The organism is Caballeronia arationis, from assembly GCF_001544975.2.
Taxonomy (GTDB): domain Bacteria; phylum Pseudomonadota; class Gammaproteobacteria; order Burkholderiales; family Burkholderiaceae; genus Caballeronia; species Caballeronia arationis.
In genome coordinates, this window is sequence record NZ_FCOG02000037.1 from 44,779 (window position 1) to 64,889 (window position 20,111).

Here is a 20,111-nt window from a genome sequence, read left to right on the forward strand (position 1 = left end):
CTCAGGCGTGTATCTCACATTGGCGCGGGCAGACATGCGAGCGCCTTCACGACGATGAAGGCGATCACGGTGACGGAAGCGGCGCGGTCAGCCGTTGAGGAATCCCAGCACGGCCTGCCGGACCTTGAGATCCCAGGTTTGTTCCTGCTTGTGATTGCCGGAGAATTCCAGCAGTGACTTGACCATGTTGTCTTCCGACGCGAAGCTGAATCCGGCATCGCTCAGATAAGTCGATCCCCAGACCTTCAGGTCATCGACGTACTTGCATCCGGCCTGGAATTCAGCCTCGCCGATCACTGCGTCGTCGTCTTTGAACATCGCGAGAAAGTGCATTTTGTCGCCGCAGATTCCCGAGTTCAAAGCAAGGACCGACAGCACCGGAAGCGGGATCGCATAGCGCTTGAACCAGTTGTTGAATGCGATCGGCTGAGTATGCAGCGCGTCGCGATGCATGCGCGCTTCCCAATGCACTTTTGCCTGCTGGAAGAAGCGCTGCATGCGCTTGATTTCCACGATCTTCCAGATCGATTTGGCGAGCGTTTCCAGAATGGAGACCACGGCTCCCACGATCGTCGATGCGCCCTGGCTCGCGATCTGCAGGCCGAGGTCCGCGCCTCCCTTGACCATGTCGTACACGCCCGCGCCGATGCTCATTTTCATCGCGCGCCTGATCGCCTCGATGATGGTGGACGGATGCCCCGCGAGCAACTGGACCTCGCGGCCCGCGACCCATTCCCGGTACTTGGTGATGCTGCTGTCGACGGTATTCGCGATGCCCTTGGCGATGTCGAGGCTTGCGCCGATGAGCGGGGCGACGGCGACCAGCAGCTTCTTGCACAGGAAATCGACCAGCTTGCGGATCAGTCCAGGCATGACGTCGAGTGCAAAGGCGCCCGGATCGTCGCGGATGTCCACCACCTTTTCGCGAATCATGTTCCACAATTTCATTGCAGCTTCATCGAGCTTCGCGCGGATGGAGTCGTACAGGGCACGCGCGGCGCTCCCGGTCGGCGGTGGGCTGCTGCCGGTGGTGAGCTGGTTCGCGTTCACGAGCTTGTTGCCCTTATGCTTCCTGATCCTATTCTGCACTTGCTCGAGCGCCAGCGAGGCGGACTTCTGTACGACGCTGTTTTCCAGCACGTCGGAGGCGCGCGACGCGGCATCGTTGGAGTCCGCGATGCCCAGGCCACCGATCGTGACCTCGAAGGCGCCCTCCAGCATGACCTGGAACACATCGTCCTCGATCGTCACGTTGCCGAACAAGTAGAGCACGCCCAGTCGCGAATTAACGAGTGCCGGCGTCATGAAGTCCTGCGCGCCCATCGCGGCATCGGTGTCGCCCTTGCCGCCCAACTGCTGGTCGAGCAACGAAAAGAGCTTCGATTCATTGCGTGCATCCGATTCCCACGCACCGCTCGGACCGACGCTTTCCTTCCAGTTCCTGAACGCATTCTTCAACTGGTGAAACTGGTACGTCGACCGATCACGGTGATACGTCAGTATCTGTTGATCGAGCGCCTTGAGCGCGGCACTGCGCGGTTGCAGCAACGACGATGTTCCTCGGAGCCATTCGTCGTAGTCGACGATGGCGGGCAGGCGGGCTTGGTTGTAGGGCATCGGAGGTCTCCTTGCGCCTTGTGGGTGTTGAGTGGAGTCAGATGTTTTCGCGTGTCCTAGCACCACGTGATCTCGCGCAACTCGACGTAATGGCATTCAATCAGGCGGCCGCTTCGACTGCGTACATCGACGCGATAAAAACAGCCGAGGTTGAAAAAGCTCTGCTGCATGACGTGGATTTCCCGGTGCATGAAAGTCTCCTCGCAGGCTCGCGCGCTGTGTGCACCGAGTCTTTTGTCGCGCGGCAGAGTGCCACGCCGTCCATGCCTACTGAACAGCGGACAACGGCGGTTTCTTCCGTGTGAGCCTGGAATTTTATTTTTGCGGAAACGAGGAATAACGCGTGCAGTTGCGTGTTGCAGGATGGGTGCAGAGCAGGTCGTGAGCGCATTCATCGACGGTCGCCGCCCCCTTAACGACTATCCGCACTCGTGACATTGTGGCTCTTGCGGCTGGCTTGATTGCACGGCGCGCTGCCCCTTGAGTCGGTTAGTTATCTAGATCAAATTCAGATGCAAGGCGAACGCTTCCCAATCTGACGCGGCTCGAATTCGCCTGACCTCGCGCAACACGGAGTCTCTGTGTCAATTCAAATTCGTTAAGTACGTTATTCCTTTGCGAGTGCCGCGTCCCTTTAATGGGAGGCAAAGGCGGACAGGCCGGCTCTCCAGTGGGGCAACGTTCGGTATTCTTATTTAAGCAATACCGGGGACATGCAGTACATCCCGGAGCAGCCCGCCAGGCGGAAGTTTTTCGGACGGTCGGGCCCAGGCGCATGGACAAGTTGCGTTACCTCGCCGATCATAGTCCTGGACGGTACACCAGAGATCCGGCGATGACCGACGATCTGACGAAATGGTTGGAGGAAATTGGCCTCGGCGGTCACGCCGCTAGCTTCTCCTTGCAGGGGATCGACTGGGATGTGCTCGGTGATCTTTCCGAGGGCGACTTGAAAGAACTCGGCCTGACGCTCGGTGACCGAAAACGGTTCATCAAGGCAGTTGCGACACTACCCGGCGCTCATGCTCGATCATCCGAACGCGCGGCGGATCGACCGGTGCCAGCCGCGTCGCCTGCTGCCGCCGTCGAGGCCGAGAGGCGGCAGCTCACAGTGATGTTCATCGACCTGATCGATTCGACGGCGCTCGCTGAGCGATTCGATCCCGAGGATATGCGACGCCTGCTAGGGGCCTACCATCAAGCGTGCGCAAGCGCCATCGAGGCTCATGAAGGTCACATCGCGCTCTACATCGGTGACGGGCTGCTTGTTTATTTCGGCTATCCGAACGCACACGAAGACGATGCTTTGCGCGCGGTGCTCTCCGCTCTCGCCGTTGTTTCGGCGCTTCGCGAGGCCAACGATCGCATCGAACTCGAGCATGGCGTGCGGCTGCAAGTGCGTATCGGGATCGAGACCGGATTAGTCGTTGCAGGGGCGATAGGTGCCGGGTCCACCCTGGACCGCCAGGCGGTCGTCGGCGAGGCGCCGATCATTGCCGCAAGACTGCAGTCGCTCGCCTCACCCGACGCGATCGTGGTGGGCCCGGCGACCCAGCGCCTGATTCAAGGATCATTCCTGCTGGAAAACCTCGGCTGGCAAGAACTGAAGGGCGTCGCCGGTCCGGTTCTGGTGCAACGCGTGCTGTCGCAAACAGACGCGGTCGACCGCTTCGAGATCAGGGCGGGTTATGGCATGACACCGCTCGTTGGCCGGAGCGCGGAACTCGATATGATCCGACAGCGTTGGAAGCAAAGCGTCGACGGAGAGATGCGCTGCGTGCTCCTGACCGGTGAGCCGGGAATCGGAAAATCGCGCTTGCTGCGGGCGTTCGGCGACAGCATCAGGGAAGACGCTCACGCGGTGATTTCGCTTCATTGTTCACCGTATCATCGCAACAGTCCCTTTTGGCCGGTGTTGCGCTGGCTGCGGGACGCCTTTGGCCTCTCTCCGACGCACCGGGCCCTGCGGATCTCGAAAGTCTGGAGGCAGGGATAGCCCGACTCGGCGTCGATATCGAAGAAGCGCTGCTCGTACTCACGACTTTGCTGGTCATTCCGGTGGCGTCGCGCCATCCGGCGATCGACGCTTCCTCCCCATCCTTCAAGCGCCGGACGCTGGACGTGCTCGTCGCCATCATCGAAAGCTCGACGCGCGCCCAGCCAGCACTCATCGTCGTGGAGGATGCGCACTGGATCGATCCGTCTTCCCTCGAACTCGTGCGCCTCGTGCTCGAGCGGCTGGTGGCCGCGCCGCTGCTATTGCTGCTGACTGCGCGGCCCGAGTTCGAGCCGGGATGGAATTATCCGCATCTGGTTCAGGTCAATCTTGATCGGCTCTCGCGCAGGGATTGCGTGGCGATGGTCGAACGGCTGACCGATGGAAAGCGGCTTCCGCCTTTGATACTCGATCAGATCGCCTCCAAAACGGATGGCGTGCCGCTTTTTGTCGAGGAACTCACGAAGGCAGTCCTGCAGGGCGATTTGTTGCGGGATGCCGGCGACAACTACGAATTGAAGGGAACGTCGCAGACGATTGCGATTCCGGACACGCTACAGGGCTCGCTGCTCTCCCGGCTCGACCGGCTGGAGCCAGCCGTCAAGGAAACCGCACAGATCGCAGCTACGGTCGGTCGGGAATTCGGCACAAAGCTGCTGGGCCTCATCTCGTCCCAACCCGACGACGAACTGCGGGAAACGCTCGACCGACTCGTCGCGACAGAAATCATTGTTCCCGCTTCGGGTACGGCGACGCACGAAGACGCATATCTGTTCCGTCACGCTTTGATCCATGAGATCGCGTACCAATCGCTTTTGCTTGCGAGCCGCCGCCATTACCACGCTCTCATCGCGGCGGCGCTGGAGGAGCACTATCCGGAGATCGTCGAGCGGCAGCCCGAACTGATCGCTCATAACTTCGCTGCAGCCGACCTTCCGGATCGCGCGCTCGGCTATTGGCAACGTGCCGCGGAACGGGCGCTTGCGGGTGCTGCTTACGAAGAGGCCATCGCTCATACGCGGCGCGGACTCGAACTGGCAAAGCGTTGTGCCTATACTGAACAGGATCGGGCCGCCCACGTCTTGCCTCTGCTCCTGACGAGAGGCGGTGCGGAGCACAGGCTGGGCCGCCGCGAGGCAATAGCGACTTTCCGGCAGGCCGCTCGCATGGCGCGGGAACAGAAACTCCCGTCGTATCTCGTGCAGGCGGCGCTGGAGTTCGACACCGCCGAGACGTTTCTCGAAGGCTCCGGCAAGGCGTCTCTTGCCTTGCTGAAAGAGGCGCTCGTCGTGGTCGGCACTGAGGAGTCCGTCGAGCGTTGCCGCCTGTTGAGCCGTCTGGTCCGGACCGTTCACATGACCGGCGGGCCGGGACAAAGCGACGCATTCGCGTTGGAGGCTGTCGCTCTCGCCAGACGCCTGAACGATCTGCCCAGCCTGTTCGACGCGCTGGCGTGCGAAGTGATGCATGTCGGAGGCCGTCCGTTGCCAGCGGCCAGGTTCGCCGAGCGGGCAGCGGTGTTGCAGGAGATGAGCCAGATTGCCGAAGAAATCGGCGATGCGCATACCATCGGTCACGCATGCGCGCGCGGCCTTGCCGGCTACCTCGAGATCGGCGAGGCGGATCGTTTCGAGGCTGCCCTGGAGCGGTATCGGCAAATTGCCGCCACCGGGCAGCATTTCGTTGACAAGTGGTGCCTGACGGGAGCGCAGGCGATGCGATCCATCCTCGTTGGCGACTTCGCAACGGCGCAGCAGAAGGCGCGAGAGTCGATGCAGATGGCGCAGAGCGTCGACGCCGACCTCGCCGCAGGCGTCTACGGCATGCAGATGTTCACGATACGGCGCGAACAAGGCCGGCTCGCGGAGGTCGCGCCGCTCTTCAAGCAATTCGTCGACGAGCAACCGGAGGACTCGACGTGGCGGCCCGGGCTCATGTTGATCTGTTGCGATCTGAGTTTTGAAGATCAGGCGCGCGACAATCTCGATCGGCTTGCGAAATCGGAATCGGGCATCCCCGTGGACAGCAAACGGCTCATCACGCTAACGTACCTGGCGGAAGTTGCTGCGCGGCTCCGCGACGTCGAGCACGCCGAACAGGTCTACGCCCTTCTGCTGCCGTTCCGGGACCAGGTCGTCACCGTTCCTGTTTTTACGCTGTGCTGTGGATCAGCGGCGAGATATCTCGGCATGCTTGCCCATGCAATGGGCGATTGGTCCGTCGCCGAAGAGCATTTTGAATACGCGCTGCGCATGGACGAGCGCTTGCGAGCGTGGCCATGGCTCGCGCATGGGCGGCACGAATTCGCGCTCATGCTTGCAGAGCGCAATCGAATCGAAGATAGAGCGCGTGCGCAAGACCTGCTCGCCGCCGCGGCCGACGCAGCCAGGGAACTGAAGATGTTCGCGCTCGTCGAGCGCATTGGTGGCGCTTACGCAGGCACACGGCTCAGAAACTAGCACTTGGCTATCGCACCGTTCCAAGTACGACGATGCAACCCCTACTCAAGGAGAACGTCATGCCACGCTTTATGATTGAACGAAACTTTGCAGAACAACTCGAGGTCACAGGCGAAAGTGCACAGGCCGTGAAGCGGATCAATGACGAGGAGGGCGTCGAGTGGCTTTTCTCGTACCTCAGCGCTGACAAGAAAAAGACTTATTGCCTGTATGAGGCGCCCAACGCCGAGGCCATCCGCGCCGCAGCGCGTCGCGCAAACCTGCCGGCCGACGTGATCATCGAGGTAAGCGACTTGCGGCCCGAAATGTTCGCTTAGAGGAGGGGAGTGCCCATGTGGCCAACCCAGCCCACGTGTTCGACGACGACCACAGTAGACTGTGGACCAAATCGGCATCGGCGTTCGACGCCTAGGCCATCAGAAGCGCCTCATACTCCTCCCTGAACTGATTGACGGAACTCTCCACCACCGTCACCGCGCCGTCTATCAGACCGCATCGTCCGCCTCCAGGAAGGATGCGGCACAGGTTCTCCAACGCTTCGAGATCGGCCCGCACGCCGCGGCCAGTGTCGATCCGATTGAGGAGTCGCATCATTTGGAACGTTCCGCCTTTGCAGGGCGGGCACTGGCCGCACGATCCCTGAGCAAAAAAGCTCACGTACTCTGCGACCTTGCGGACGATACTGGTGCCTTCCGACACGACAATCATCGCACCGGTCCCGAGACGCGAACTGCGTTGCCGCACCGAGTCGAAATCGAGTGCAACGTCTAGATCGCGCTTCGTCAGCAAGGTGTTGGAAGGACCACCCGTGAAGACCGCCTTGAATTCCTTGCCCTGCAACATTCCAGCGCCATACTGAAAGACGAGCGTCGCGAGGCTCGTGCCCATTGGCAGCTCGTATAACCCGGGTCGCAGGACGTCGCCCGATAGCGAATAGAGCTTGGTTCCAGCCGCATTCCCTATGCCGAGGTCTCGATACCACTGCGCCCCATGGCGCAGAATCGCCGGTACGTGTGCCAGTGTCTCGGTGTTGTTCACGACGGTCGGTGCGCCATGCACCCCCTGCTCAGCCGGGAAAGGAGGTTTGCGCCGTGGAAACGGAAACCCGCCTTCCACGCTTGCGATCACGGCCGTTTCCTCACCCCCGATGTACAGGCCCGAACTGGCGACGACGCGAAGCGCCACTGGCTGGCCGACTACTTGCTCTATCGCCGCGAACAACGAGTGCTTCCGCCACTGCTCAACGGCCTGACGAGTCGCCGCGAGGGGTAGCGGCTGATGGGGGTTGACATACAGGACGACGTGATTGGCACGGGTCGCCACTGCGGCGATGAGCGCGCCCTCGATCACCTGATGCGGCGTGTGCTCCAGGAGAAAGCGGTCCTTGAAGGTACCTGGCTCGTCCTCGTTGCCATTGCAGATTATGTACTTGTCGCCGTCAGGGGCGGCGGCGACCGGTGTCCATTTGCGATGCGTCGCAAATCCGGCGCCTCCCATCCCGCGCAAGTCCGCCTGGGCGATCTCGGCAATGATTGCGCCCGGGTCTTGCAGCGCCTTGGCGAGTCCGTCCCCGCCACCGCGTGCAAGCCAGGCATCGAGGTCTGCGCCGACGCGGATATCGTCCCTCAGAAGCACCTGATTGAGCTGTTCCATCGTCACGCTCCGTCGATCGCTTACCGGATACCGCCCGCCACGCCGAGCGTGCTCGAGCGCAAGCCGGCGTCGACTCGCAGATCGAAATGAGCGTACTCGGGGAAAAGTTGCGGTGCCTTCACGTGCAAGGGCAGCCCAGCCAGCGTCAGTTCCCGCTGCCATGCATGAACGTGGCCGATTCCGGCGCGGCTTGCCATCACGTGGCTCCGTGATTCCGCCGCTTTGGCACCGGCACGGCGCCCCATGCTGAGAATGTCGAGCAGCGCGTTGCCCATCAGCCGGTTGCGTCCGTGAATGCCCCCGGTGACCTCGCCGATGCAAAACAGGCCGGCGACGCAGGTGGCGCCATCCTTGTCGATCGCCACGCCGCCGTTCTGGTAGTGCAGGGTCGGATAGACGAGGAAAGGATCCTGCGCCGCATCGTGACCGCACTTGCGTGCGAGATGGCGCAGCGTCACGAGGCGTTTCTCCAGGATGCCAGGGTTCTCCATTTCGAGCGTCGGCGTGTCGAGGAATACGCCGATCTGACCTTCGCGTTCGATTCCGCGCCCCTGAGCACATTCGCGCAGGATCGCCGATGCCACTATGTCCCGAGGCTTCAGCTCGTCCACGAAGCGCTGACCCTCGCCGTTGAGCAGCCTGGCGCCAGCGGAGCGCGCCGCCTCCGAGATCAGTCCGCCGGCCAGATGGGTCGGGTAGGCGATGCCGGTAGGGTGGTACTGGAAAGAGTCGAGCTCGCGCAGGCGCGCCCCGATCCGATAGGCCAGCACAAGGCCGTCGGCGGTGGCGCCGTAGTGGTTGGAGGTCGGAAAGGAGTTGAGGTGCAGTCGCCCGGCGCCGCCGGTGGCGAGGATCACTGCATGAGCGCGCACCAGCGAAAAGGTGCGCCATTCCAGGTTGTAGACCACTGCTCCGGCGCAGCGCCCGCGCTCGTCGGACAGCAGTTCGACCACGGGAGAGCGGTTCCACACTTCGATGCCTGGATCGAGATCGACCGCCTCGCGCAGCACGCGCATCATCTCAAGTCCGGTGTAGTCCCGATAGGAGAGAATGCGCGCAGCCGATGCGCCTCCGGGCTTCTTGCGCAGAAGATTGCCACCGATGGGCTGGTTCTCCTCCAGATCGAACATCATGCCGAGCTGGATCAGCCAGCGAATCACGTCGGGGCCGTCCATCACCATCTGCGCAACGAGCTCGGGCACGCCGCAGAAATGGCCGGCGCGCAACGTGTCCTCGAAGTGCAGTTGGGGGCTGTCTTCCTCTCCGACGGCTGCCTGGATTCCGCCTTCGGCCATTACGGTGTTGCTGTCACCCAGGCGCAGCTTGGTGGCAAGGATCACTCGCGCGCCTTGCTTTGCCGCGGTGAGCGCCGCGGCGCAGCCTCCGCCGCCGCCACCGATGATCAGCACATCGGTGGTCATGAGTTGCGCACCGGCGATGTCGACATCGTCGATCAGGGCATTGGCCTGGAGAGCGCGCGCAAGATCCGGCTGACAGAGCTCTCCGCGGCTCACCCCGACACTCAGTGCAACGTGTGCGTTGGGACCGTGGTCGGGGTGATAGCCCTTGAGGAGTTCATCGACGGAGCTGTCATCGGTGCGTAGCGTGGGCATTCCGCCGGGATGGTAGCGCTTGTGCGCTTCTTCATAAGGAATGCCGGCAGCCATGATCTTGCGCTCCGTTCAGCGCGGCGGGTGCGCGCCCGGCGCATCGAAATCGATTTTCATCTCACCGCTCTCGATTTGCTGCAGCCGTCGCATGAGATTGGCCGGACGCAGCGTCACTGCGGCGATCATTCGTCGCACGAACAGGCCGAGATGATTAGGCCGGATATGTTCGGGGCAGGCAAGCGTGCAGAGATTACACATGACGCATTCGTCGAAGACTTCGCTCGATGCGGCCAGCTTGCCCTCCACGGCGAGGTTTACGCCCCGCTGGACATCAAGGCCCTTCGGGCAGGCGCGATCGCAGCCACTACAGTGACGACAATGAGCGGCTTCCGGGAATATTTCAGAAATCGTGCGCAGCGCCTGCCAGCTGTCGCCGACATCCTCGATGCGATACGCGTGGCGTGCCGAGGCTGTGAAGTAATCCAGGAAGGCGACCTGCATGCCGTCTTCGATCAGGGTTTCGCAAGCAAGCGCGGTCTTCACCTCTTGCTCGCCGCTGCGCCGGACCATGACGCGACATGAGCCGCACACCCCCTGGCCCATGCAGCCGACGCCCTGGACAAGCGTCTGCCCTGCATGCACGAAGGCCTGCAAGATCGAGCAGTTGGCTGGGGCTTCAACCTGATGCCCTTCAATGCTCAAGCAAACCATTTTTTCGCACTCTGTCGTTGCGCGGCGCTGACACCGCAGTGGCATATCCACGGAAAACGTTAAATAGACAATAGCATAAGCGAGGGTATTGCCAAGGGGAGGTCGCATGAAATCACTGGAAAGCCCTCGCACGCCTCATCGTGGTGATCCTGATTGCGATGGATCGCTCGCGAGGAAGCGGTTGATGTGATTCGGTACAACCAGGAACGACGGTTGCCCTTATTCAGGCATTCCATCGCTCGCATCATCGATCAGGTTCAATGCGACGGCCGGGTCGTCGATCGTATCGATCGCGAGCATCGCAAAGCGCGCGAGAAACAGGGGAGCGTTCGCCTCGCCCACTTGGGTCATTGCCTTGCACAGTCGGGTATAGACGTTATCGAGGTCGCTGTCGGTCATGGTGTTCTCCTTTATCAGGTTGGACGTGATCACGTGTTAAGGGCGCGGTGGATGGCGGCTGCAATATCCTCGGCCGCTGCCGCATGCCAGCGCCCCAATACATGACCGTCCGGGCGAACCAGATACACGGTGCCGGGTCTGGCGCCGTACATGGCAAACAGCCGACCCGTATGGTCCCAGTTGTGATCGCTTTTCGTCTCAGGATGCAGATGCGAAGTCACAGGGATCAGCTTGAAAGGCAGCCCTTCGCGTCGGAGTGATTCTTCGAGTGCGACGAATTCCGCGGGTACCTGTCCGTTTTCACTAAAATGCAAGGCCGTGAAAGAGGGAACGACAAGGTCTGTCAGATGAGCCTCCCTTGCGTTGCCACCTTCGACAATCATCAACGGACACTCCCCAAGCACCGCCCCCGGCACCGGACCCGCCGCAAATGCGCCCGGCTCTGCTTCCGGCGCATTGAGCGGCGACGCGATATAGGTGATGGCCGAAGTTTGCCGCGGGTTGATCAAGGAGCGCACGCGTTCATGCTTGATCGCGAGACTCAAAACGGCTTTGCGCATTAACTCGAAGGCGAATGACGGCGGCGCCATGAACTCGGTACTCTTCGTGCCGTAACTCAGATTTTCGTGCGCGGCAAAGACGCGCTCGTCCGAATAGCTGTCGAGCAATCCTTCGGAAGCAAGGCCACGAACCACAAAGGCCAGCTTCCACGCCAGATTATCCGCATCGTCAATGCCTGAGTTTGCGCCGCGCACGCCAAAGATCGGGACCAGATGGGCTGCATCGCCGCCAAACAGCACGCGGTCTTGACGATAGCGTTCCAGGGACAGGGCATTGGCTTTGTAGATCGTGATCCAGATCGGGGCCCAATCACCACGCTCACCCATCATGTCCAGGAGGCTCTGCACCCGCGGGAACACATTCTCCGGCTTCACGGCCTGCTCGGCGTCTTCGCCGTCACGCAGTTGATAGTCGATGCGCCAGACATTGTCAGGCTGTTTGTGGACCAACACGGTGGAACCCGGGTTGGACGATGGGTCGAAGTAGGCGAGTCGCTCAGTCGGCCTGTCGCTCTCGAGTTCGATATCGACGATCACATAGCGGCCCTCGTAGCTCGTTCCTTTGAGCTGGAGTCCTAGCGCCTCGCGAATCGTGCTGCGGCCGCCATCGCAGGCGACGACCCAGTCCGTGTCAAGCGAGTAGTCGCCTTCGGGAGTTGCAAGGTTGAGCGTGGCGCCGTCCGCACGCGAATCGATCGCTGTCACCCGTGTTTGCCAGCGAATATCTATCAGGTCGGATTTTCGTTGCGCCGCGTCCAGTAAAAACTGCTCGATGTGATATTGAGCAAGGTTCACCATCGGCGGCAGTTTCTGATTGTCGTCCTGTGGCATTTTGAAGTGCAGCACTTCGGTGTCGCGGTAGAAGCTGCGCCCACCAGTCCACGGCAGCCCGGTCTTCAGAAATCCATCCGCTGCTCCCAGGCGCTCCATTATTTCAAGGCTACGGCGAGATATGCAGATGGCCCGGCTCCCAGAACAAACGGAGTCATCGGCTTCGATCAATACGGAGGGAACGCCATGGTTTGCCAGACCGAGCGCCACCGTCAGCCCGACTGGACCTCCGCCAACGATCGTAACTGCATGTCGCTTCGTCTCGATACCCTTGTTTAGCTTCGGCACCTTGGCAGCGTATTTTTTTGCAGTAAAGGGATAAGATTTGAATTCCATCGTTTGCTCCATAACGAATTCTTGAACGAAGTGTGGACGCGATCATGGATGACGCGTCATTCGTAGCTGGACACTTCGCCCTGGTTTGAGTCGAACAGCCGCTATCGCAAGCGCGGTCTAGCTAACGCTGCTTGATGGTTCGGCGCGGCGCTTGCGGGTCGGCTCGATCGGCAGCATGGCCACTACGACGGCGCCGATCACGAGCAGTGCCGCCGCGTACAGCAAACCGGCCGAGAAGCTGTGGGTCAGGTCTTTCAGCCAACCCACCACCAGTGGATTCAAGGCCGAGCCAATATTGCCGGTAGCGTTGATCACTGCGATGCCGACCGCGCGGGCTCGAAAGCTCAGGGCGTGATCCGGGGTCGTCCAGAAGATCGACATGGCGGTATACGATCCCGCCGATGCGAGGCAGATACCCAGCATTTGGACCACGGGATTTGTCGAGTAAGCCGTGCAGAGCCAGCCAGCGGCGGAGAAAAGCATCGGCAGCATCAGGTGCCATCTGCGTTCCTGCTTGCGATCCGAGCGCCTTCCCCACCAGATCATTGCGACGATCGTGCAGAGCTGCGGAATCGCAGCCAGGAGACCCACGGTGCGATTGCTTGCGTCGGCGCTGAAGCTCTTCACGATCAGCGGCGTCCAGACCGCAACCATGGCGAGCGTATTGACAAGACAGAAATAGGCGAGCGCGAACTTAAGGACGGTCGGTGAGACGAGCTCGCTAAGAAGGCTTTTCTCTTCAGTTGCCGACGTATGCGGCACGGGATCGGCTTTGTGCTCGGCCGCGAGCGTCTGCGAGAGCGTACGCTTCTCGTCCGCGCTGAGCCAGGTTGCCTTTTCAGGGACATCGCGCAGATAAGCGAATACGACCAGACCCAGGATCGCCGAAGGCAAGCCTTCCAGAAAAAACAGCCATTGCCACCCTTTGAGCCCGAGTGTCCCATCCAATGCCAGGATGTATCCCGAGAGTGCGGAACCGACTGCGGCCGTCACCGGCATGGCGATCATGAACATGGCATTCGCTCTCGCGCGATATGCACTCGGAAACCAGTAGGTCATGTAAAGCAGGATGCCTGGCAGAAAACCGGCCTCCGTCACGCCGACCAGAATGCGCAACAGGTAAAGCGTGCCGGGACTCGACGCAAACATGGTCGCCGTGGATGCCAGACCCCAGGCGATCATGATGGTTCCGATCCATTTCCGTGCACCGATGCGCGCCAAAACGATGTTGCTCGGAATGCCGAACGCGATGTACGCGATATAGAACAACGTCGTGGCCAAGCCGAACTGCACGCCCGAAAGACCGAGGTCTTTCATCATCGTCAGTCCGGCGAATCCGATATTGATCCGATCCAGGAACGAGAAGAAGAACAGGATGAAGAGAAACCAAAGCAGGTGTCGAGATACCTTGGCGATGACATGCTGCTCTTGCAGTGAAGCGCCCGGTCCAGCACCGTTCGCCGGCCCGTCAGGAAGTGGGCCGCGGTCGGCCAACGGGGTCGTTCCCATGTAAGTCGTCTCCAGAATCAGGTCTATGTCGAGCGCCCCAGCACTCAATGCAATCGCGTCAGGTTCGTCAGGGCGGCGAGTTGTGGCGATGAGTGGAGTATGGAGCGACGCCAGCGCGCGCTGTCCCCAAAATGGGTACAACCTGGAGGGTGAAATGGGCTAGGGGAAACCCTCGGCGCTACGCTACCGCGGGAGAGGCCAACGTCGGATTGGGGGCAGTGCGGGCTTAGTTTCTGCCGGGGGCCAGGCACAAGGCGAACAACTGACGCTGGCTCGAAATGCCGAGGCGGCGGTAAGCACGCTTCTGATAGGTCACGACGCTGGAGGCCTTGACGCCCATCAGTTCGCCGATTTCTTGCGCAGTTCGGCCCTCCAAAACACCGCAGAGAACGTCGAGTTCTCGCTTCGACAAATCCGGGCAGATCCCACGGACGCGTGCCAGCATCAGTTGCGGAATGCCGGTCTGAATCTGGCCGCACAGCGCGTAATGATGCTTGGCGGCTTGAGCGACAAGCGGGGCAAAAGCTTCGATCAGCGCGATTTCGTTCGGCTGGAAATTACCGCGCCTGCGGTCGCGGTACAGATTGACCGAGAGCCAGATATCCTGCGAGGGCTGCAGCAACAGGGAAAGGCGGCCCGACACATCAGGCTGGTGATAACAAGCGGCTCGATAGCCTTCATGCGAGATGTCTTCGATGGCTTGCTGGTGGAGCAGGACTGCGGAGTCGAGTTTTTCCGGACGTGCAGACGAGATAATCGTTTGGTTTCCGTCCAGCTCATAGAAGGTTTTAGCATACGTGTCCGCCACATTGCGCAGGAATCGGCCGCCGCGATGGTCCGCCACGGAGACCGTCCGGGGACGGTTGTTGAACTCGTACGCAAACACGGTGCACTGCGAGATACCCGCGGCATCGCCTAGTAACTTCAAGACTTCCGCGGCAAACGCATTGGCATCATCGGACCCGATCGCTGATACCAAGCTTGTCGCCCGGGAAAGGTCCAGGTGTCCTGAGAGGCTGGGACGATCGAGCCGCCAAGAGCGCATGATTGGCTTCGGAAAGTGTAGATTAGGGCGACTTGAACGCGGTCCCCAGCGGACGATTCCTGCTTGCATTCCCGCCAGGCGTCGCGGAGAAAATGACCGGGCAACTCGATGCGATGCGTAAACATAATACCCTTCGGGGCCGATTGTACCCGCCGCTTCGGCACCGAACCGTAGTTAGACCTCTTTCGAAAGCGACAGGCTGTCAAGTCGGCGACGCCCGCTCGGAAGTGACGCTGACGCGCGACGGTAGCGCACCGCGGGCCATTCGGGCGCGGGGACAAGAAGGACAGTAGAAACGTCCTATCGTCAACTGGCTGAGATGGCGAAACTTCGGTGGATGACGTTTGCGAGAAGAAAGTCTGCATCGGCGCAATCGAGCCCGCGTCAGAAGGATTTTGCAACATATGCTCGCTCCGATAACCCAACTGTCACTTACCAGCAAATCATGCTAAGGGTCGACGAAGTAACGAACAGCGAAGGATTCTCCAACCGATTCGATGCCGTGGTGATAGGCGGTGGCATCGTCGGCGTCAGCACCGCATATGAACTGGCGAGGCGCGGCGTATCGGTGGCATTGCTGGAGAAGGGAACCATCGGAGGGGAGCAGTCGGGGAGGAACTGGGGCTGGGTTCGTCAGCAGAATCGCGATCTTTACGAGTTGCCGCTCGCGATGCAAAGTCTGAGGCGCTGGAGCGAGCTAAGTGACGAGCTGGGCGAGGACATCGGTTTTCGCATGGCAGGCATCCTGTATGGGACGGAGCACCAGTCCGATGTCGCGCAATGGGAAGCATGGCTTGCCAGAGCACGGGAGGTGGGCTTCAACAGCGAAATCCTCACCGCGCGCGAGTTGGCGGCCCGCATTCCGTCCGGGCGAGCGAAGTGGGTCGGCGGACTGTGGTCGGTCACGGATGGCCGCGCGGAGCCGTCCAAGGCCGCCCCTGCGATCGCACGAGGTGCGCAAAGACTCGGTGCGAAGGTGTATCAGAACTGTGCGGTTCGAAGTCTCGACACGAGCGCGGGCCGTGTTTCCGGCATCTGGACGGAGCGTGGCCACATCGCTGCCGATACCGTCGTCCTCGCGGGCGGAGCCTGGAGCGCGCTGTTCTGTCAGCATCATGGCATCGATCTTCCAGCCATCAACGTGATTGGAACCGCCTTGCGAACCGCAGAAGCGCCGGGAGTCATCGACGGCTGCTTCTCGGGCCCGAACTTTGCACTCAGGCGCAGACTAGACGGCGGCTACACCATCGCCGTTCCTGGCTACGGACGCGTGGAGCTCGCGCCGCAAAACCTGAGGCATTCGGTAAAGTTTCGCAGCATGTTTCGCAGCAAGCTCAACAAGAAGCTGAAGATTCGTGTCGGGTCTAGCTTCTTCCGCGGGCCCGAGGCTAGCGCGACGTGGTGCGACGACGACATCTCTCCGTTCGAAGAAACACGCGTGCTCGATCCCCAGCCCGACACGGAATGGCTCACTCGCGCCTTGCAGAATGTCGCCGGTGTCTTTCCAGAGCTGGCGAATCTGCGGATCGCCCACGCTTGGGCAGGCGCGATCGACACGACGCCGGACCTGGTCCCTGTCATCTCGAAGGTCGATGCAAAGCCAGGCCTCGTGATCGCCTCCGGCTTCAGCGGCCACGGTTTCGGATTGGGACCAGGCGCGGGCATTCTCGTGAGCCGGCTGGTGATGAACGAGACGGCGCAGTTTGATATCCAGCCCTACGAGCTGGGACGCTTCAGCAATGGATCGATACTGCGCAGCCCTGAAATGATGTGAGCCAAAACCGTGGAGAGTGCAACCTCCTGATTACGGCGTCCCCTTGACGGCGTATCTGAGGTAACGGTCATTTCAATCGTTGCAGCTGAGGCAACAGGGTTATCGCTGCCGTTTCACGGATGGCATTTCAAGGGCCTGCTACACGCTGTCGAAGGAGCAATGCATCTTTCGAGGCTTCATCGCACAAGTTTGTCCAAGCAACTCGACGATAAAACGAGACTCATCGCAATCGGCTTGATTTGCCTGCTTCCCGAACGCCGAGAACCGCGCATCGGCCCGGTGGTCGAGAAAAAAAATTCTATTTCCGGCGGTACATTGATTCACTCTTCCATTAGCGATACCCTTAATTCGTTCGTGATCGTCGAATGCTGGTCAACCTGGAGACAACCATCTCGTGAAGCGAGCGTATGCTTTCTCCTGCATCCTCGCCTTGAGCGCGATCCTCGGCGGATGTGGCAAGGACGAATCGCGAAACGCTACTCAGGAATCGGGCGCATCCGCGAGTCAGGCGCCCGTTCAGCCTGGGCCGGCCGCGAGCGATACACCCGTCGCATCGGGCGGGCAAGAGCGGAGTGCGCTGGCCGCCATCACCAAGGCGCAGTTGCCGGGGGAGGCAGCCGAAACACTGCGTTTGATCAAAGCGGGCGGCCCTTTCCCTTTCGGCGAGGACGGTGTCTTGTTCCGCAACACTGCGGTATTGCTGCCGCAGCATCCGCGCGGCTATTACCACGCATACACAGTTCGCACGCCTGGCTCGGCGGATCGCGGGCAGCGCCGCATCGTGTGTGGTGGACCGCGCAAGCAGACTGGCGACTGCTATTACACCGACGATTACTACGCCAGTTTCAAGCGCATTGCAGAATAACTTGAGCGAACTGAAAACGCCCCGGGCCTCCTATAAAGCAGACGCCGGGACGCCGCACGGTGTGGACGATGCCACACCCGGCAATTTCCCCATGCCGACACCGGCCGTGACGAACAAACCGTCTGCCTGACGGAGCCACGAAACCGCGCGCTTCGATATCTCGCCTTCGTCCGTTGAATCAACTCTTCCAGAATCGGGTCCTTGCTCGCTGTGTACCCAGCGCTCAACCTGCGACATGCCCCTCTGTGACGCGTCTCCGCTTTCTGTCCTCCTTGATCATATCGCTGGCGCGCTCGGCGATCATCAGCGTGGGTGAATTTGGAGCAGCCCCTTGATTCTCAGGACACCCGGCGAGGGAGTCTTGTGAGTAGTTTCAAGCCTGGGCAAATCGTGGAAAGCATCGAAGTTCTGGCAGAAGCACTCATGGATCAGCGCCGGGCGATTGCGTGAACCACCTTGAATTCGCAAGACTGGCACAATCGAGAGGATATTCGCTCAGCTTGGGAACCCTCATGCCAGACGCTGTTACGTCTTCGCTGCCTTCACCACGTATCGGCCCCCTCGTTGCGTTGCTTCCCTTCCTGCGCCCCTATGCCGGCCGCTGGGCGCTCGCGTTCCTCGCACTGGTGACCTCGGCGGGCGCCACACTGGTGCTGCCGGTGACGTTCAAATACCTGATCGATCGTGGCTTTGCAGCGGGCGACCGGGGGCACATCGATCGCTACTTCCTCGCGCTATTCGTCGTTTCGCTGGTACTCGCCGGCGCCACGGCGTTGCGCTTCTACCTCGTGTCATGGTTGGGCGAGCGGGTGACGGCCGACTTGCGACGTGCGGTCTACGATCACGTGCTGCAGATGAGCCCGCAGTTCTTCGAGACTACGCAGACCGGCGAGGTCCTGTCCCGGCTCACCGCGGACACCACATTGATCCAGACGGTCGTGGGCACCAGCCTGTCGCTGGGATTGCGCAACTTCTTCCTGTTGACCGGGGGCGTGGCGATGCTGGCGGTGACGAGCCCGGTATTGTCGGGCTACATCATCTCGACGCTGGCCGTGGTGGTCGCGCCTATCGTGATGTTCGGGCGGCGCGTGCGGCGGCTCTCGCGCGCAAGCCAGGACAAGATCGCGAACACGAGCGCGCTGGCGGGCGAGGTGCTCAATGCCATGCCGACCGTCCAGTCGTATGCGCAGGAGCTCTTTGAAACGCGGCGGTTTGCCGGTGCGGTGGAGGCAGCCTTTGAGACTGCGCTCACGCGCATCCGCGCGCGGGCCTGGCTGACTGCCGTGGTGATCGTGCTGGTGTTCACTGCCATCGTATTCGTGTTGTGGCTCGGCGCGCAGGCAGTGCTGGCTGGGCGGATGACGCCGGGCCAGTTGTCCCAGTTCATCCTCTATGCGGTGTTCACGGCCGGCGCCGTTGGAGCGGTCGCCGAGGTGTGGGGCGACCTGCAGCGCGCTGCAGGCGCCACCGAACGTTTGCTGCAATTGCTGGCGGCGCGCTCGCCGGTCGTGGCGGCCGAGATCACCATCGCGCTGCCGGCGCGAGGCGAGGGCATCCGCTTCGACGATGTCGGCTTCTCGTATCCGTCACGCCCTGGCATTGCCGCGCTTTCAGAACTTTCGCTCGTTGTCCGTCCGGGCGAACATGTCGCGTTGGTCGGCCCGTCCGGAGCGGGCAAGACCACGCTATTCCAGCTGCTGCTGCGCTTCTACGATCCGCAATCAGGCCGTATCCTGATCAACGGCGTCCCGACGCGTGACGTACCGCTCGTCGAATTGCGCGAGGAGATCGGTGTGGTGTTGCAAGAATCGGTGATCTTTTCGGGGAGCGTGCTCGACAACATCCGCTATGGCGCACCGGAAGCCACGCTTGCGCAGGTGCAGCGGGCGGCGGACATGGCTGCGGCGGCCGGCTTCATCGAAGAACTACCGCAGGGCTACGACACGTTTCTCGGCGAGCGCGGCGTGCGACTGTCCGGAGGGCAGCGTCAGCGCATTGCAATCGCTCGCGCGATCCTGAAGAATCCACCCATCTTGCTGCTGGACGAAGCCACCAGTGCACTCGATGCCGCCAGCGAACGGCTGGTGCAAAAAGCGCTGGACAATGCCGCGCAGAACCGCACGACACTGGTCATCGCACACCGTCTTGCGACTGTCCAACGGGCTGATCGCATTGTCGTGCTCGAACAGGGGCGGATCGTCGCGCAGGGTCGTCACGCCGACCTACTTCTGAGCTCCCCGCTCTACGCCCAGCTTGCCGCGTTGCAGTTCGGCGAGCAGGCGGAGCAGGCTGCGCACCGCGGCGCTGTGAGCGACCACATTGGGCTGGTGTGAATTAACAGAAATAAGATGGTGAGTTCGTTCACCGCTAAAGAAGTGAATAACTGCAGGACTCGCGATATTTGTTCTTCAACCGCGAGCGATGCGAGGCCTTGCGACACAGCAGGTGTTGCTGCGGATCGTGCAGTTGCCATCCAATTCGCAGGGTGGCAGGATGTCCTATCTAATTTCGGGACGCGTACGAACCTTGAAATCACTGTGGACGAAGAGTGACGGTCGTCGCTGATTCTCAAGTATGCGCAAATTTGCGCGATGAAGAACGGCGGCCTCAAAAGTGAGGTGCAACACTTATTTCGTATAAGGTGTTGCAATGCCCGACAAAACTACTTCATACCAGCACCTTCAACCTGAAGAACGCCTCGCCATCGCAAGCCTACGACTGCAGGACGTGAGCATTCGGGCCATGG

Annotated in this window: 15 protein-coding genes; 6 read left to right on the forward strand and 9 right to left on the reverse strand. The window is 61.0% G+C overall.

Going from position 1 to position 20,111, the window contains the following annotated elements; all coding sequences use genetic code 11:
- Positions 1-87: 87 nt before the first annotated feature.
- Together AWB81_RS21960 and AWB81_RS48315 are read right to left on the reverse strand one after the other, a co-directional pair.
- Positions 88-1,617, reverse strand: coding sequence for a hypothetical protein (locus AWB81_RS21960; protein ID WP_062638659.1), 1,530 nt, complete (start codon positions 1,615-1,617; stop codon positions 88-90).
- Positions 1,618-1,673: 56 nt separating this feature from the next.
- The gene (locus AWB81_RS48315; protein ID WP_268811759.1) at positions 1,674-1,808 is read right to left on the reverse strand and encodes a hypothetical protein; all 135 of its coding nucleotides are present in this window, start codon (positions 1,806-1,808) and stop codon (positions 1,674-1,676) included.
- 644 nt (positions 1,809-2,452) lie between these two features.
- Between AWB81_RS48315 and AWB81_RS46910 the strand changes: the two genes are divergently transcribed.
- Genes AWB81_RS46910 through AWB81_RS21970 form a run of 3 tightly spaced genes read left to right on the forward strand, consistent with a single transcriptional unit; the run spans position 2,453 to position 6,389 of the window.
- Positions 2,453-3,613, forward strand: a complete 1,161-nt coding sequence (locus AWB81_RS46910; RefSeq protein WP_235025865.1) for an adenylate/guanylate cyclase domain-containing protein — start codon at positions 2,453-2,455, stop codon at positions 3,611-3,613.
- The gene (locus tag AWB81_RS21965) at positions 3,523-6,072 is read left to right on the forward strand and encodes an ATP-binding protein (protein WP_235025866.1); all 2,550 of its coding nucleotides are present in this window, start codon (positions 3,523-3,525) and stop codon (positions 6,070-6,072) included. Before AWB81_RS46910 ends, AWB81_RS21965 begins: the two co-directional genes overlap by 91 nt.
- A gap of 59 nt (positions 6,073-6,131) precedes the next feature.
- Positions 6,132-6,389 carry a DUF4242 domain-containing protein gene (locus tag AWB81_RS21970; protein ID WP_062638660.1) on the forward strand — a complete coding sequence of 86 codons (258 nt, stop codon included), beginning with the start codon at positions 6,132-6,134 and terminating at the stop codon, positions 6,387-6,389.
- A 91-nt stretch (positions 6,390-6,480) separates the two neighbouring features.
- Here AWB81_RS21970 and AWB81_RS21975 read toward each other — a convergent pair whose 3' ends face one another.
- The 7 genes from AWB81_RS21975 to AWB81_RS22005 all read right to left on the reverse strand — a co-directional run bounded on the left by AWB81_RS21975 (position 6,481) and on the right by AWB81_RS22005 (position 14,726).
- Positions 6,481-7,725 (reverse strand): complex I 51 kDa subunit family protein, encoded by a 1,245-nt coding sequence (locus AWB81_RS21975; protein WP_062638661.1) that lies wholly within the window; start codon positions 7,723-7,725, stop codon positions 6,481-6,483.
- Positions 7,726-7,745: 20 nt separating this feature from the next.
- Positions 7,746-9,392 (reverse strand): FAD-binding protein, encoded by a 1,647-nt coding sequence (locus AWB81_RS21980; protein ID WP_062638662.1) that lies wholly within the window; start codon positions 9,390-9,392, stop codon positions 7,746-7,748.
- A 15-nt stretch (positions 9,393-9,407) separates the two neighbouring features.
- Positions 9,408-10,046, reverse strand: a complete 639-nt coding sequence (locus AWB81_RS21985; protein ID WP_062638663.1) for a 4Fe-4S dicluster domain-containing protein — start codon at positions 10,044-10,046, stop codon at positions 9,408-9,410.
- 219 nt (positions 10,047-10,265) lie between these two features.
- Positions 10,266-10,445, reverse strand: coding sequence for a hypothetical protein (locus tag AWB81_RS21990; protein ID WP_062638664.1), 180 nt, complete (start codon positions 10,443-10,445; stop codon positions 10,266-10,268).
- A 29-nt stretch (positions 10,446-10,474) separates the two neighbouring features.
- A complete protein-coding gene (locus AWB81_RS21995; RefSeq protein ID WP_062638665.1) occupies positions 10,475-12,172 on the reverse strand; it encodes an FAD-dependent oxidoreductase in 1,698 nt (565 codons plus the stop codon).
- Positions 12,173-12,289: 117 nt separating this feature from the next.
- Positions 12,290-13,681, reverse strand: coding sequence for an MFS transporter (locus tag AWB81_RS22000; protein ID WP_062638666.1), 1,392 nt, complete (start codon positions 13,679-13,681; stop codon positions 12,290-12,292).
- Positions 13,682-13,907: 226 nt separating this feature from the next.
- The gene (locus tag AWB81_RS22005; protein WP_062638667.1) at positions 13,908-14,726 is read right to left on the reverse strand and encodes a helix-turn-helix transcriptional regulator; all 819 of its coding nucleotides are present in this window, start codon (positions 14,724-14,726) and stop codon (positions 13,908-13,910) included.
- Positions 14,727-15,171: 445 nt separating this feature from the next.
- Here AWB81_RS22005 and AWB81_RS22010 point away from each other — a divergent pair, with 445 nt between their 5' ends.
- The 3 genes from AWB81_RS22010 to AWB81_RS22020 all read left to right on the forward strand — a co-directional run bounded on the left by AWB81_RS22010 (position 15,172) and on the right by AWB81_RS22020 (position 19,698).
- The gene (locus tag AWB81_RS22010) at positions 15,172-16,500 is read left to right on the forward strand and encodes an NAD(P)/FAD-dependent oxidoreductase (RefSeq protein ID WP_062638668.1); all 1,329 of its coding nucleotides are present in this window, start codon (positions 15,172-15,174) and stop codon (positions 16,498-16,500) included.
- 394 nt (positions 16,501-16,894) lie between these two features.
- Positions 16,895-17,365: a ribonuclease gene (locus AWB81_RS22015; RefSeq protein ID WP_062638669.1), complete on the forward strand. Its 471-nt coding sequence runs from the start codon at positions 16,895-16,897 to the stop codon at positions 17,363-17,365.
- Between the two features lie 512 nt (positions 17,366-17,877).
- Positions 17,878-19,698, forward strand: coding sequence for an ABC transporter transmembrane domain-containing protein (locus AWB81_RS22020; protein WP_062638670.1), 1,821 nt, complete (start codon positions 17,878-17,880; stop codon positions 19,696-19,698).
- Positions 19,699-20,111 lie beyond the last annotated feature (413 nt).

Bases quoted from the DNA above. Each gene is read 5' to 3' on its own strand.
- AWB81_RS22020 (WP_062638670.1), top strand. From the start codon at position 17,878: ATGCCAGACGCTGTTACGTCTTCGCTGCCTTCACCACGTATCGGCCCC.
- AWB81_RS21995 (WP_062638665.1), bottom strand. From the start codon at position 12,172: ATGGAATTCAAATCTTATCCCTTTACTGCAAAAAAATACGCTGCCAAG.
- AWB81_RS21960 (WP_062638659.1), bottom strand. From the start codon at position 1,617: ATGCCCTACAACCAAGCCCGCCTGCCCGCCATCGTCGACTACGACGAA.
- AWB81_RS21975 (WP_062638661.1), bottom strand. From the start codon at position 7,725: ATGGAACAGCTCAATCAGGTGCTTCTGAGGGACGATATCCGCGTCGGC.
- AWB81_RS21980 (WP_062638662.1), bottom strand. From the start codon at position 9,392: ATGGCTGCCGGCATTCCTTATGAAGAAGCGCACAAGCGCTACCATCCC.
- AWB81_RS21990 (WP_062638664.1), bottom strand. From the start codon at position 10,445: ATGACCGACAGCGACCTCGATAACGTCTATACCCGACTGTGCAAGGCA.
- AWB81_RS21970 (WP_062638660.1), top strand. From the start codon at position 6,132: ATGCCACGCTTTATGATTGAACGAAACTTTGCAGAACAACTCGAGGTC.
- AWB81_RS22010 (WP_062638668.1), top strand. From the start codon at position 15,172: ATGCTAAGGGTCGACGAAGTAACGAACAGCGAAGGATTCTCCAACCGA.
- AWB81_RS48315 (WP_268811759.1), bottom strand. From the start codon at position 1,808: ATGCACCGGGAAATCCACGTCATGCAGCAGAGCTTTTTCAACCTCGGC.
- AWB81_RS46910 (WP_235025865.1), top strand. From the start codon at position 2,453: ATGACCGACGATCTGACGAAATGGTTGGAGGAAATTGGCCTCGGCGGT.
- AWB81_RS21985 (WP_062638663.1), bottom strand. From the start codon at position 10,046: ATGGTTTGCTTGAGCATTGAAGGGCATCAGGTTGAAGCCCCAGCCAAC.
- AWB81_RS22000 (WP_062638666.1), bottom strand. From the start codon at position 13,681: ATGGGAACGACCCCGTTGGCCGACCGCGGCCCACTTCCTGACGGGCCG.
- AWB81_RS22005 (WP_062638667.1), bottom strand. From the start codon at position 14,726: ATGCGCTCTTGGCGGCTCGATCGTCCCAGCCTCTCAGGACACCTGGAC.